The sequence below is a fragment of the Priestia sp. TRM10 genome (genome assembly GCF_057808375.1).
The window spans coordinates 127,327-140,639 of record NZ_JBJZOT010000013.1; the positions used below are offsets into that span (position 1 = coordinate 127,327).

A 13,313-nucleotide genomic window follows, 5' to 3' on the forward strand; every position below is an offset into this window, starting at 1 on the left:
AAAATGGCAGAAAAAACATTTACAGTAACAAGTGATTCAGGAATTCATGCACGTCCAGCAACAACTCTAGTTCAAACAGCAAGCAAATTCGAGGCAGACATTAACTTAGAGTACAACGGAAAAAGCGTAAACCTTAAGTCAATCATGGGCGTTATGTCTCTTGGAATTGGACAAGGAGCAGAAATCAAAATCGTAACAAACGGTTCTGACGAAGCTGAAGCTCTTTCTGCTTTAGAAGAAACAATGAAAAAAGAAGGTTTAGCAGAATAATGGCTAAAGAAATTACAGGCATTGCCGCGTCAAGCGGCATTGCCATTGCCAAAGCTTTTCGTCTCGAAGAACCAGAGTTGAATGTTGAACAGAAGAAGATTTCAAATGTAGAAAAAGAAACTGCGCGTTTTGAGAAAGCGCTACAAATTTCTAAAGAAGAACTTGAAGGAATTAAAGAGCATGCTAGAAAAGAGCTTGGAGAAGATAAAGCAGATATCTTTGCAGCTCATCTTTTAGTTCTTAGTGATCCAGAACTTATTAATCCAATTAAAGATAAAGTGAAAAATGAAAGCGTTAATGCTGAGTTTGCGCTTACGGAAACGGCTAATATGTTCGTTAGTATGTTTGAGTCTATGGACAACGAATATATGAAAGAACGTGCAGCAGACATTCGCGACGTAACAAAGCGTGTGCTTGCTCATCTTTTAGGAGTAACAATTACAAATCCTAGTATGATTTCGGAAGAAGTTATCATCATCGGAGAAGATTTAACACCTTCAGATACAGCACAGCTAAACCGTCAGTATGTACTAGGGTTTACAACAGATATTGGTGGTCGTACTTCTCACTCAGCTATCATGGCTCGTTCAATGGAGATTCCAGCTGTTGTTGGAGCTAAAACAGTAACAGCAGATATCGAAAATGATGTCGTTGTAATCGTAGATGGCTTAGATGGAAAAGTAATTGTAGATCCATCACAAGAAGTAATTGCTGAATACGAAGCAAAGAAAGCTGATTTCGAAAAGAAAAAAGCAGAGTGGGCAAAACTTGTAAATGAGCCAACTGTTTCAAAAGATGGTCATCATGTTGAGCTTGCAGCAAACATTGGAACACCTGAGGATGTAACAGGCGTTCTTGAAAATGGTGGAGAAGCTGTTGGGCTTTATCGTACAGAGTTTCTTTATATGGGACGTGACCAGCTTCCAACAGAGGAAGAACAGTTTGATGCGTACAAGAAAGTTCTTGAGCGTATGAAAGGTAAATCTGTTGTTGTTCGTACGCTTGATATCGGCGGAGATAAAGAACTTCCATACTTAAGCTTACCAAAAGAAATGAATCCATTCTTAGGATTCAGAGCTATCCGTCTTTGCTTAGAAGAGCAAGATATTTTCCGTACTCAACTTCGTGCACTGCTTCGCGCAAGCATTTACGGAAACTTAAAGATTATGTTCCCGATGATTGCCACAGTAGATGAGTTTCGTCAAGCTAAAGCTATTCTTCTTGAAGAGAAAGAAGCACTTCAAGCTAAAGGAGTAGAAGTTGCTGAAGGTATCGAAATTGGGATGATGGTTGAAATTCCATCTTCAGCTGTTATGGCAGATGTATTTGCTAAAGAAGTTGATTTCTTCTCAGTTGGTACAAACGACTTAATTCAGTATACACTAGCAGCTGACCGTATGAATGAGCGCGTGTCATATCTTTACCAGCCATATAACCCAGCAATCCTTCGTCTTGTGCACATGGTAATCCTAGCGGCACATAAAGAAGGCAAATGGGTAGGAATGTGCGGTGAAATGGCAGGAGATGAAATTGCAATTCCAATCCTTTTAGGATTAGGTCTTGATGAATTCTCAATGAGCGCCACTTCTATCTTAAAAGCACGTTCACAAATCTCAAAACTTTCTAAACAAGAATTAGAAGGTCATATGGAAACAATTCTACAAATGAGTACAACTGAAGAAGTTATTTCATATGTAACAGAAAACTTCCATATTGAGAAATAAAAAAGAACCGATCGATTTGATCGGTTCTTTTTTTATAAAAGGAAAGGAAGTAGTGCAGTTGAGATAATGAGAGTTAGAAGGGCTGTCATAATCATAGCAAGACTAGAAAACGTTCCTTCAAGAGTTCCAAACTCAAATGCACGAGCCGTTCCTGTTCCATGTGCTGATACGCCAAGTAAAAGTCCTCTTGCTACAGAAGAGCGGAGTGTTAACAGCTTAATAAGTTTAGGTCCTGCATAGGCACCAACAATACCTGTAATAATGACAAAAAGGATAGTTAAGCTGGGGTCTCCCCCAAGGGTTTGTGAAACATTAACAGCAATCGGAATTGTAATTGAACGAGGGACAAGACTGTTTGTTAATAAGTGATCAAAGTGGAACAAAAAGGCTAATAAAAGGGAAGAGAACATCGCAATCATCGTTCCGCTTGCAACACTTAAAATAATTTCGACACCGTGTTTTTTTAGTAAATGAAGGTTTTTGTAAATTGGTACAGCGAAAGCAACGGTTGCTGGACCAAGTAAATAGCTAATAGAATCTGCACCTTCTTTATATGAAGTATACGGGATATCACCGATAACTAGCGTTCCGATTAGAATAACTGGAGCTAGAACAATCGGTGAAAAAATAATTGTCTTAAAGCGCTTGTAGAGAACCTTGGAAAGCATATAAGCAGCAAGCGTTCCAACAATTGCTGAAGCAATGATTAATCCACTCATATTGAGCGCTCCTTTCTTTTTGAAATATATTCCGCTACGACTCCTGTGATAAACATCACAATCAATGTGCTAATAGAAACCACAATAATAATTTTTAGGCCATAAGTTTTCATCATCTCTCCATAGTCAACAAGTCCAACAACAGCGGGAACGAAAAAAAGCAGCAATTCTGCAAGCAAGAAGCTCCCACCAAGTTCTACCCAGCTTAATTTAACAACTTTAAGCTGCAATAAAATAAAAAGTAGAACTAAACCAACAATACTACCTGGTACTGGAAGGTGGAAGAAATCAGATATAAATGTTCCAATCATATAGATGCCTGTTAATAAACCAATCTGTAAAATCATAATTATCCATTTCATTTTTAAGCACCTCCAGATTTTAAAAATTACATAAGTTACAAAAAGCTTCCAAAATAAATAAGAGAGCCGCCTATGAGGAAGACGACTCCAATTGGGAGAAGAGAAAACTTTTCATGTTTTACGTAACAGGGTTAACGCAAATTGCCGTATTATTTACGGAGTGTGAGGAATGTTACAACTTAAGTTTAGCCCGATTTTGCTTATCCGTAAAATATATAAATGTTATAGTTTGTATTCGTTTTAGTTATGACCCGTTTGAAATGCCTCAACGGTATGCTTAATAAATGTCTTAGTAGCAAAAGAAATATAACGATTTTTTCTCGTAATCACAGCAAGTTGCCAAGGAATATAATTTTTTAGTTCTTTAATTTTTAGAGAGGGTTGATAAAGTTTTCGGCAAATGGAAGTTGGAAAAAGAGCGACCCCTAAATTCGCAGCAACCATTTCAGCAATAAAATCCCACTGTGAACTTTTATACGCTACATTAGGTGTAAAGCCGTGTTTGATACATTCTTTATAAATAAGGTCATGCATAGCAAAGTCTTCATGAAAGATAATAAATGAATCATCTTTTAAATCAAGCAAGCTGAGCGATTCTTGATCTGAAAGGGGATGCTCTTCATGGATAACGACTTTCATAGGCTCTCCAGCTAGTTTTGTAAGGTCAAAGATGTTTTCTTCAATCGGAAGCACTATAACTCCGACGTCTACTTCCCCAACTTCAACCATTTTCGTTACTTTAGCTCCCCCAAATTCAATCATTTCAATTACGATATCGGGATAAGAATCTCGAAACGACTTAATAATAGTTGGAAAGAAGAGTGTTCCAACAATAGGAGGAATCCCTATTTTTATTTTTCCTTTTTTTAAATTCATCAGATCATAAAGAGAATTAGATAAATCATATAATGAATGCAAAATTGTAGTTGCTTCTTTATATACAATCATCCCCGCATCTGTAAGCTGAATTTGTTTGCCAGAGCGGTCGATTAACGTTACTCCAAGTTCATCTTCAAGTGCTTTAACCATTTTACTTAAAGACGGCTGAGACACATGGAGTTTGTGAGCAGCCTTTGTAAAACTTTGTTGCTTAGCAACTGTTGTAAAATAATGTAAATGTCTAAAATCCATTTTTACTCCTTCCTTTACAATGTCTTCTGTAGACTGTATTTATTGTATAAACATGAGACTTTGTATGTAGGCTTATATTGTAATTAGTGCGTTAACTTATAGGTTAAGAATTTTAATTTATCATTTCTTTATTAAGAAAGAAACGATATAATAATTTACAGTATAATGAATCGTTTATCGATGTCGTTTATATAAAATAAACTAAAGTAGTAACGGTGTATCATAATAAGGAAAGTTCAATAACCACTTTTCCTCTTCAGTAATTAATATATGTAAAAGGCAGGTATCTACTATTGGCGCATCCAGATGATATAAAAGAGCTTGTTTATATCAACGGAAACGTAAACGATAAGTGTTTCTTAACGCACGGCATTGAATTTAGGGAATTCCTTGCATCCCTCCCAACAGAGCTGTCAAATCTTCTTCTGTTGAAACATAATTACGAAGATAGCGATTTTCATATGGGAACGTTTATGAATTATGTTGAAAAGGAACAGATTACAGAGCTTGTTAAAGAACCCATCAGAACATACAGTGAATTTTGCTGGATTGATATTGATGATACAAGCTTGCTTGATTCCCTAGAACCAGAAGAAAAGGCAGCATTGCTTTACTTAGGACATTATAAGAAACCATTATCTTCTCCGTTTTTCCGTAAGCTTAATAATGAATATGTTTATTTAACAGAAGAGGACGGCTGGTTAAATAAAGTTTACTGTAAGCAGGTAGCCCATATTCAGCATATGATTAGTCATATTGTACCACTAAAGACATCAATGCTAATAAAAAAACGCCTTCCGCTTTTTCGTAAACATTTAGATTATCCACCGCTGCCGCCCGTTTTGGCACATACGATTCTAACCTTAACACATGACGGCCTGTTAATCGACTTTAAAAGTATGACAAGGTCGCGCAAGGATTTGCAAATTCCGCTTTATACTGTAGGTTCTTTTTTCAGTATAGATGAACTTCTGCAAGATTTATCTTTTTATAAGCAAGAAAGCAGTTATAAAGCGAAGCTTATTTATTCTCGAAAAGATGATATGTGGGATTTAATCTACTAAGATGACGCTTCAGATGGAGCGTCTTTTTTGTATAGTGGGTTTTTCCATTCCATTAAAAGAGCGTAATGACAAGAGTGTTCGTCTTCTAAGTAGTTAGGAACAACGGTGAGGGGAGTGCGTCCACTTTTTAATAAAAAGGTTACAACAGGATCGATTATTTCTCCTTTTATGATTTTCTCAATGTATTTTTCAGGGGGATAAAGATGTTTATATTTCGAATAATGGGGCATGCGAGCTCCACCAAGCAATCTTTTTAAATTATAATGTACAGCAACTTCATAAAGTGAATGAATGAGCCATTTGCCAAGCTGTAGCTTCCTAAAAGAAGGAGCAACACATATGTCTACAACATAAAGAGTATCACCATGCTCAGTGTGATTACGGATATAGCCTTGATCAGTTACTTTATCCCACGTGTGTTCTTCTTGATGTTCATCGTATTTGATAATAAGCGAGGTGATGGAGCCGACAATTTCCCCATCAACTTCGACACATAAACATCCTGTTTTAAAATGCTTAATATGTTCTGTAAGCTGTTGTTCAGACCAAAGAAGATCAGGTGGAAAAGGCGGAGGAAAGGCACATTTTTGGACAGCTATTAAAGCATTAATATCATCCTCATTATAGCTGCGAATTTTTGCTTCTACAAACTTATTATTATGAAACATAAGCAACTGTTTTTTATATTCCATTCTCTCATTCTCCTTTTGAAAAGATTGAATAATAAAAATATTTTGCTCATTTCTTTCTTCTATGGTAATTTGAAGTAGACAATGTGTAAAGAGAAAGGAAGTTGAAAAGTGGATTTACAACTTAAAGGGAAAAATGCAGTTGTTCTTGCAGGAAGCCAAGGTCTTGGGGAAGCTATTGTTGAAGGATTTGTGAAAGAGGGAACAAATGTTATTATTGCAAGTCGTTCAGAAGACAAGCTAGCTCAAATGTGTAAGGAGCTAACAAAAAAAGGGGAGTCACGTGTTCTATATCAGAAAACAGATATTACGAAACCTGAAGATATTGAAGCCCTTCTAGAACGGGTGAAAACGGAGTTTGGTTCACTAGACATTTTAATTAATAACAGCGGAGGACCGAAAGCAGGTACGCTTAATGAACTAACTGATGAAGATTTTTACAATGCCTTTGAACTCAACCTTCTTAGTTATGTGAGGTCAATTAGAGCTTTCTTTCCACTTCTAAAAGAAAAAGGAGGAAAAATCATTAACATCGCTTCTTCTTCTATTAAGGAACCAATTGAAGGGCTTCTTCTATCAAATGTTTTCCGCACGGGTGTTGTAGGATTAACGAAAACCATTGCAGGTGAATTTGCCCCGTACAACATTTTAGTAAACACGGTAGCACCAGGTAGAATCGCAACAGCGCGCGTTGAGCATCTTGATGAAATAAGAGCTGAAAAACAGGGGAAAAGTATCGAACAAGTAGGACAGGAAGCAAAGGCTGGCATCCCGCTTGGCCGCTATGGAGAACCTAGAGAATTTGCAAATGTCGTTTTGTTTTTAAGCTCTGATGCAAATACATATATGACAGGAAGTTCATTTTTAGTCGATGGTGGGGCAGTGAAGTCCATTTAAAAACAGTTGGACTAATGTCCAACTGTTTTTAATTATAACCACGTTGTTAAACGGTCAAGGTCAAAGCGTTCGCTTTGATGGGCTTCTTTTGCTGCTTTTCCGATTGAAATGAGCATAACAGGTAGATATCTACCGCTCACTTTAAATTCTTCCACGAAGTTTTTTGCATTGAAGCCGCCCATTGCACATGTATCATATCCTTTTGCTTTTGAGGCATGCATAAGAGTCATAGCGGCTAAAGAAGCATTTGTAAATGCTGCATCACGAGCGAAAATATCATTTTCATAAGCACGGTTAATTTGACCTGCTAAAATGTCTTTTACTTCCGCTGTCATTGCTTCTCTATTTACAAGTGGATTATATACATCATCTACGTTTTTGTTTGCTTCTAAATCACCTAAAACAGCAACAACGGCTGAAGCCTCTGTGACTTGGTTCTGATTATAAGCAATTGGTAAAAGGCGCTGTTTTGCTTCATCACTTGTGAATACCATGAAATGCCAATGCTGAAGATTCCATGCAGATGGAGATTTTGCTGTTGCGGTTAAAATGTCCTTTAGTTCTTGTTTTGATATTTTATGTGAAGCATCATAATGTCTAATTGATGTACGAGCTTCAACAACTTCAAAAAAGTTTTGTTCCATTGAGAAACCTCCAAATTATAATGTTAACTAAGTTAAAGATTGTAAAGGGGAGCAAGCAAAAAGTCAAACAGTTTGTTTTTAGTATGTGTTCGATAAAGAAAAAATACTTGAGGTGAGGAAAATGAGTCAATTATATAAGGTTGGATTTATTGGAACAGGAGTAATGGGAAAAAGCATGGCTTCCCATCTTCAGCATCAAGGTCATGAACTTTTTGTGTATACAAGAACAAAGGAAAAGGCGCAGTCATTAATTGATGAAGGAGCCGTATGGTGCTCTATAAAAGAAATAGCAGAAACATGCGATGTTGTAATGACAATGGTTGGCTATCCAAGTGATGTAGAAGAAGTATACTTTAATGAACAAGGCTTATTAAACAATGCTAAAGCTGGCACATATCTCATTGATTTTACAACTTCAACACCTTCTTTAGCACAAAAAATTTATAGAAGTGCAAGAGAAAAAGGGATTTATACACTTGATGCACCTGTATCAGGAGGAGACGTCGGTGCTCGAAATGCTACGTTAACCATTATGGTTGGTGGAGATAAGGATGTTTTTGACACATGTTCTCCAATGCTGAAAACGCTAGGGGAAAATGTTCTTTTACAAGGACAAACAGGTGCAGGACAGCATACTAAAATGTGCAATCAAATTGCTATTGCTTCTAATATGCTCGGTATCTGTGAGGCAGTTGCATACGCTAAAAAAGCAGGCTTAGATCAGGAAAATGTATTAAAATCAATTTCAGCAGGAGCAGCTGGAAGTTGGTCATTAAGTAACTTAGCTCCGCGCATTATAAATGGTGACTTTGAACCAGGTTTTTTTGTGAAACATTTTATTAAAGATTTGAAAATCGCGCTTGATGAAGCGGAAAAGATGGATTTTAAAATGCCTGGAGTTGAGATGGCGAAAGAAATGTATGAAAAATTAGCACAGCAAGGGTTTGAAAATAAAGGTACTCAAGTCCTTTACAAATGGTATGAATAAACAAGGATAAAGAGCTCAGCTTTCCTCCACAATAAGTGGTGAAGGAGTTGAGGACAATGGCAAAACGCACAAAGAAACATGATGCAGATCAAAAAAATAAAAAAGGTTTTGACTCATCAAAAACGGATACTGAGTTTAGCCGTGAAATGGGAAGTGCTAAGGCGAATCATAAGCATAAAGAAGATATGAAAAAGCAAAATGCTTCAAAAAATGCAGGAGTATATAAAGGCGGATTATAAAAAGAAATCCTCCCTCAATCGGGAGGATTTCTTTTTATTTTAAGTAACATTCCATCCTATCTAGTCCTTCTTTTAACTGTTCCATTGAACAAGCATAAGAAAGGCGTACATATCCTTGTCCATAATCTGAAAAGGCCGTACCTGGTGTGAGCGCAACACCAGCTTCTTTGACAAGATTTAAAGCAAACTCGTGTGAATCATGATGAAAAGGCTTAATAGATGGAAAAATATAAAATGCTCCGCTTGGTTTTGTAACGGTAAAGCCCATTTTAACAAGTCTTTCATAGGCGTATTCCATCCGCTTTTTGTATTCTTTCTTCATTGGCACTGCATCATCTTTCCCCTCTGTTAAGGCAGCAAGTGCTCCTTTTTGAGAAATAGAAGAAGCACATGAAACGTTGTATTGCAGCACTTTTATCATATGTTTTGTAATCTGAGCAGGAGCAAATAAAAAGCCAATGCGCCATCCTGTCATTGAATGTGATTTAGAAACTCCATTTATGACAATCGTTTTTTCTCTCATTGAAGGAATAGAAGCAATTGAAACATGATCGCCATAAAAAGTAAGTTCGCTATAAATTTCATCTGAAATCACAAAGATATCGTGCTTTTCTAAAAGAGTTGCAATCTCTTGTAATTCTTCAAGTGAAAGAGTCACACCTGTAGGATTTGATGGATAAGGTAAAATAATAGCTTTTGTGTTTGGCGTAATATGCTTTTTAAGTAATTCTGCAGTAAGCTTAAAGTCTGTTTCTGTTGTATCAACATGAACAGGATGAGCACCACAAAGGGAGATAACAGGTTCATATCCTGGATAAACAGGAGCGGGCAAAATGACTTCATCTCCAGCACTTAAAATGGTACGGAAAGCAATGTCAATAGCTTGACTTGCCCCAACTGTTACAAGTACTTCATCTTCTGCTCTGTAGTGCAGATTGTAGCGTGAACGAACAAAGCTCGCAGCCGCTTCTCGAAGTTCTATAAATCCTGCATTATGTGTATAGGATGTTACATTATCGTCAATGGCTTTTTTAGCTGCTTCTTTAACATGTAATGGTGTCGGGAAATCAGGTTGCCCAATTGTAAATGAGATAACGTCCTCATAGTGAGCAACCATGTTGAAAAACTGGCGAATGCCTGAAATTTTTATGTTTTGTACACTAGTATTGATAAGATGCTCCACTTTGATGTCCTCCATTTTTATAGAAATAATGTTATACATAGAGTACCATATAAAAACGATAGAAAGAGAAAAGAGTTTTAAAAAAGTCTGTGCGGGGTATGTAAACTAGAATACATAAAAAAGAAAGACGTGACATTTTATGATAAGAGTATATGGAATAACGAAAGAAGGGGAGCTTAAAGAAAATCTACCACTTCGTGATACAGGAAGAGCGAGTATTTCATGGTACTGGGTTGACTTTGATCAACCAACAGATGAGGAAATCAAGCTTCTTTCCAAAAAGTTTCGGTTCCATCCTTTATCAATTGAGGACTGTATAGAGCATGTACAGCGTCCAAAAATGGACTCCTATGACAAGTACACATTCCTTACAGTTCATTATCTTCAACAAAAAAGTTTACAGGCAGAGGAAATTAACTTTTTTCTTGGGAAAAATTATGTTGTTACATTCCATAAGAAAAGCGTGCGAGCTATAAATAATACGTGGGCAAAATTAAGAAAAAATGAGAGGCTACAAAGAGGAGCAACAGAAATTGCACATGATATTATTGATCAAATTGTGGATGATTACTTCCCGCCTCTTTATCGTATCGAAGACCGTCTCAATGAAATTGAGGGAAGTGATGATGAAGAGAGCCGCAGCTCTATCCTTGATGAGGTATTTGAGTTAAGAAGACAGTTAACGAAAATTCGTCGAACTATTTTTCCTATGCGTGAGTTAATATATAAAATTGTTAGCACTCAGCATATAAAGGATGTAGAAGAACAGCATCTTTATTTCCAAGATATTGCAGATCACCTTCTTAAATTAACGGAGCTTGTTGAAGTAAACCGAGATTTCACCTCCGATATACGAGATAACTATATTTCTATGAATTCAGACCGAATGAACAGCATTATGATGACGTTGACCGTCATTACGACTATCTTCATGCCTCTTAGCTTTCTTGCAGGACTGTATGGAATGAACTTTGTTTTTATGCCTGAACTCAAAGGGAAATACAACTATTTTATTTTACTGGGAGTAATGGCGGTTATTGCTATTGTATTAACAATCTGGTTCCGTCGTAAAGGATGGTTTCGCTAGAAGAAAGAGCTGTAGTCCATGGACTACAGCTCTTTTTATTAATCTGTATGAATTTCTCCTTCACGGAAAAAGGCATTTGAAATATATCCTAAATCAACTTTTCCATCATCTAATTGAACAAGACAATGCTCTTGTTTTGTTTGACGACGAATGTCCTCCAACAAAGTTTCTTCTATATCTTCAATAACTCTCATCTCGTTCTGTTTATTAAAAACAACGATTGAGCCTTTCATTGAACTCAACACCTTACTTTCGTCATAAGCTTTAGTTAGTATAAGAAATTTTTGCTTGTTCGTCTACCGTTTGAACTATATCCAAAGTTTTCTGTGAATTAAGAGGTTTTTTCTTTTTCTATTCATAAAGCTTTTAAAGTGCCGATACGTGAGATAGTGAGAAGAAGGAAAAGAGGAGAAATGATGACACATAACTGGCTGGAATTTAAAATAGAAAATTTACATATGGCAGTTTCCTTATCGTCCATTTGTAAAATTAAAGATAAGAAAGAGCTTACAGAAGAACGAGAAAAAGAGCTGAAATTATATAGTGGGAAAGAGTTGCTTGGACTTGGTGAAAAACGAGAAGAGGAAAATACTGTTTTATTTACTCGACAAGAGCATTATTCTCTTGTTTTTACAGTAGATGAAGTAGTTGGTTTATTGGAGATAAGAGAGGAAGATATTATGGAGATGCCATCATTCGGAAAAAGAGAAGATACGCTAACAAAAAGTATAGGCATAGTAGAAGATAGGATTGTGCAGTTTCTCGATCTTCAGCGTCTCACCAACCTTTCAACCAATTTAATAGCAGATAAAAACAAATGAAAGCTTGTTTTTCGAACAAGCTTTCATTTGTTTTATTTCCCGAGCGGTTTGAATACGGGCTTTTGATATTTTTTCTTGTAAGGAGAGCGCTCGTCCTTTTTCTTTTCTTCTTCATATCCTGTATAGGCTACAAGAATTTTTTTGGCATGAGATAGCGACATTTTAGTAGGTGGATTTCGATACTGTTGATCTAGTAAACCTAGATGTGGCAGGGTAGCAAAGTCTTCTTTCTGAGGAGGAAGATGAAAGTAATAGTCAGCAACCGAAACAAGTAAATCTGAACGCTGTTGACTATTTTTAGGGTTGGGAGAAAAATGAAGGCCTTCTTTTTTGGCTTTCTTTTCAGAGATTAGCTTCTTCAAGCCAAGTTTTTTCAGCATATAAAGATATTTAGGATCTGTAGCTGTTTTCGCATGGCGATTTACAGTAAAGAGAGCCTGTGCAAGCTGCAATGTTGAAAATGTCTTTTGTTCATGAGCAGACATATTTTCACTCCTTGTCCTTTAAACATTTTCCTCTATTATAGCCGTTATTGTTAATTTTGCAACATTGTACATAAAAGGTTAGCACACTTCACATAATAATTTCAGCTTGAATTTTAAAACCTTAAGAAAAGAAGGTGAACTTATGTTAGATATTCTTGTTGCTCTTATACCAGCTATTACGTGGGGAAGCCTTGTTTTCCTAAGTGAAAAGTTAGGAGGAGGACCTTATAGTCAGGTTCTCGGGACAACAATAGGCGCCCTTTTATTTTCTATTGTCGTATATTTTTTCACTACTCCAGATTTTACAACGCTTATTTTTATTATTGGCTTTATTTCGGGAGTTTTTTGGTCAATTGGACAGATGAATCAGTTCCGTTCCATTGAATATCTCGGTGTATCTAAAACAGTTCCACTTTCAACTGGAATGCAGCTTGTTGGAACATCATTGTTTGGGGTGCTTGTTTTTGGGGAATGGGATACAGGGAAAAAGTTAACAATAGGAATCATTGCCCTCGTTGCGATTATCATTGGAGCCATTTGTAACTCTTATGATAAATCAGCAAATGGTGGTGAAGGAAACGGGAAGTCTAATTTCACAAAAGGACTGCTTATTCTCCTTCTTTCAACAGTGGGATATGTCGCATATGTTGTTATTATCCGGTGGTTTGAAATTGACGGGTGGACAGCTATTCTACCTCAGTCAATAGGAATGGTTGTAGGAGCTTTCATTATGTCTCTTAAACATAAACCATATGATAAGTACACATTACGAAATATTTTCACAGGAATATGGTGGAGTACGGGAAACCTTGCATTACTATTGTCCATTCCACTTGTTGGTGTAGCCACCAGTTTCTCTTTATCGCAAACAGGAATTATTATTTCTACTTTGGGAGGAATATTCTTCCTCGGAGAGAAGAAAACTAAAACACAAATGGTATTTGTTATTATTGGCTCCATTTTAATTATCGTTGGCGGAGTTATGCTAGGATTTACGAAATAGAAGGAGG

17 protein-coding genes are annotated in these 13,313 nt (G+C 36.5%); 9 read left to right on the top strand and 8 right to left on the bottom strand.

Translation table 11 applies throughout. The annotated features are described in order from the left end of the window. The first annotated feature begins 3 nt into the window (after positions 1 to 3). Both ACK3CR_RS11915 and ptsP read left to right on the top strand, forming a co-directional pair. Positions 4 to 270, top strand: a complete 267-nt coding sequence (locus tag ACK3CR_RS11915) for a phosphocarrier protein HPr (protein WP_019392953.1) — start codon at positions 4 to 6, stop codon at positions 268 to 270. Further along, positions 270 to 1,994 (top strand): phosphoenolpyruvate--protein phosphotransferase, encoded by a 1,725-nt coding sequence (gene ptsP / locus ACK3CR_RS11920; protein ID WP_488975483.1) that lies wholly within the window; start codon positions 270 to 272, stop codon positions 1,992 to 1,994. The genes ACK3CR_RS11915 and ptsP overlap by 1 nt, the downstream gene beginning before the upstream one ends. Before the next feature lie 32 nt (positions 1,995 to 2,026). On the opposite strand, the gene ACK3CR_RS11925 is transcribed toward ptsP, so the two are convergent. The 3 genes from ACK3CR_RS11925 to ACK3CR_RS11935 all read right to left on the bottom strand — a co-directional run bounded on the left by ACK3CR_RS11925 (position 2,027) and on the right by ACK3CR_RS11935 (position 4,206). Beyond that, complete coding sequence (locus ACK3CR_RS11925) at positions 2,027 to 2,713, bottom strand: LrgB family protein (RefSeq protein WP_124050263.1); 687 nt, start codon at positions 2,711 to 2,713, stop codon at positions 2,027 to 2,029. Continuing rightward, positions 2,710 to 3,075 (bottom strand): CidA/LrgA family protein, encoded by a 366-nt coding sequence (locus tag ACK3CR_RS11930; protein ID WP_019392956.1) that lies wholly within the window; start codon positions 3,073 to 3,075, stop codon positions 2,710 to 2,712. The genes ACK3CR_RS11925 and ACK3CR_RS11930 overlap by 4 nt, the downstream gene beginning before the upstream one ends. Before the next feature lie 240 nt (positions 3,076 to 3,315). After that, positions 3,316 to 4,206: a LysR family transcriptional regulator gene (locus ACK3CR_RS11935; protein WP_243513864.1), complete on the bottom strand. Its 891-nt coding sequence runs from the start codon at positions 4,204 to 4,206 to the stop codon at positions 3,316 to 3,318. A gap of 293 nt (positions 4,207 to 4,499) precedes the next feature. On the opposite strand from ACK3CR_RS11935, the gene ACK3CR_RS11940 reads away from it, so the two are divergent. Continuing rightward, complete coding sequence (locus tag ACK3CR_RS11940; protein ID WP_019392958.1) at positions 4,500 to 5,270, top strand: hypothetical protein; 771 nt, start codon at positions 4,500 to 4,502, stop codon at positions 5,268 to 5,270. Here the strand turns inward: ACK3CR_RS11940 and ACK3CR_RS11945 are convergent. Further along, positions 5,267 to 5,962 (bottom strand): GNAT family N-acetyltransferase, encoded by a 696-nt coding sequence (locus ACK3CR_RS11945; RefSeq protein ID WP_430239485.1) that lies wholly within the window; start codon positions 5,960 to 5,962, stop codon positions 5,267 to 5,269. The two genes, ACK3CR_RS11940 and ACK3CR_RS11945, sit on opposite strands and share 4 nt — an antisense overlap. A 108-nt stretch (positions 5,963 to 6,070) precedes the next feature. Here ACK3CR_RS11945 and ACK3CR_RS11950 point away from each other — a divergent pair, with 108 nt between their 5' ends. Then, on the top strand, positions 6,071 to 6,856 hold the full coding sequence (locus tag ACK3CR_RS11950) for an SDR family oxidoreductase (protein ID WP_410914391.1): 786 nt from the start codon (positions 6,071 to 6,073) through the stop codon (positions 6,854 to 6,856). 32 nt (positions 6,857 to 6,888) lie between these two features. On the opposite strand, the gene ACK3CR_RS11955 is transcribed toward ACK3CR_RS11950, so the two are convergent. Beyond that, complete coding sequence (locus ACK3CR_RS11955) at positions 6,889 to 7,500, bottom strand: nitroreductase family protein (protein ID WP_243513860.1); 612 nt, start codon at positions 7,498 to 7,500, stop codon at positions 6,889 to 6,891. 121 nt (positions 7,501 to 7,621) lie between these two features. On the opposite strand from ACK3CR_RS11955, the gene ACK3CR_RS11960 reads away from it, so the two are divergent. Beyond that, the gene (locus tag ACK3CR_RS11960) at positions 7,622 to 8,488 is read left to right on the top strand and encodes an NAD(P)-dependent oxidoreductase (protein ID WP_243513857.1); all 867 of its coding nucleotides are present in this window, start codon (positions 7,622 to 7,624) and stop codon (positions 8,486 to 8,488) included. Between the two features lie 56 nt (positions 8,489 to 8,544). Continuing rightward, complete coding sequence (locus ACK3CR_RS11965; protein WP_061803520.1) at positions 8,545 to 8,727, top strand: hypothetical protein; 183 nt, start codon at positions 8,545 to 8,547, stop codon at positions 8,725 to 8,727. Between the two features lie 34 nt (positions 8,728 to 8,761). Here the strand turns inward: ACK3CR_RS11965 and ACK3CR_RS11970 are convergent, their stop codons facing one another. Then, on the bottom strand, positions 8,762 to 9,910 hold the full coding sequence (locus ACK3CR_RS11970) for an aminotransferase A (RefSeq protein WP_488975484.1): 1,149 nt from the start codon (positions 9,908 to 9,910) through the stop codon (positions 8,762 to 8,764). A gap of 139 nt (positions 9,911 to 10,049) precedes the next feature. On the opposite strand from ACK3CR_RS11970, the gene corA reads away from it, so the two are divergent. Then, a complete protein-coding gene (gene corA / locus ACK3CR_RS11975; RefSeq protein ID WP_243513853.1) occupies positions 10,050 to 10,997 on the top strand; it encodes a magnesium/cobalt transporter CorA in 948 nt (315 codons plus the stop codon). A 38-nt stretch (positions 10,998 to 11,035) separates the two neighbouring features. Here the strand turns inward: corA and ACK3CR_RS11980 are convergent, their stop codons facing one another. Continuing rightward, positions 11,036 to 11,230: a hypothetical protein gene (locus tag ACK3CR_RS11980; RefSeq protein WP_268582539.1), complete on the bottom strand. Its 195-nt coding sequence runs from the start codon at positions 11,228 to 11,230 to the stop codon at positions 11,036 to 11,038. Between the two features lie 180 nt (positions 11,231 to 11,410). Here ACK3CR_RS11980 and ACK3CR_RS11985 point away from each other — a divergent pair, with 180 nt between their 5' ends. Continuing rightward, positions 11,411 to 11,818 (top strand): chemotaxis protein CheW, encoded by a 408-nt coding sequence (locus ACK3CR_RS11985; protein ID WP_488975485.1) that lies wholly within the window; start codon positions 11,411 to 11,413, stop codon positions 11,816 to 11,818. A 32-nt stretch (positions 11,819 to 11,850) separates the two neighbouring features. Here ACK3CR_RS11985 and ACK3CR_RS11990 read toward each other — a convergent pair whose 3' ends face one another. After that, positions 11,851 to 12,303, bottom strand: a complete 453-nt coding sequence (locus ACK3CR_RS11990) for a YkyB family protein (protein WP_243513846.1) — start codon at positions 12,301 to 12,303, stop codon at positions 11,851 to 11,853. Between the two features lie 142 nt (positions 12,304 to 12,445). Here ACK3CR_RS11990 and ACK3CR_RS11995 point away from each other — a divergent pair, with 142 nt between their 5' ends. Beyond that, positions 12,446 to 13,306 carry a GRP family sugar transporter gene (locus ACK3CR_RS11995; protein ID WP_243513844.1) on the top strand — a complete coding sequence of 287 codons (861 nt, stop codon included), beginning with the start codon at positions 12,446 to 12,448 and terminating at the stop codon, positions 13,304 to 13,306. The last annotated feature ends 7 nt before the right edge of the window (positions 13,307 to 13,313 follow it).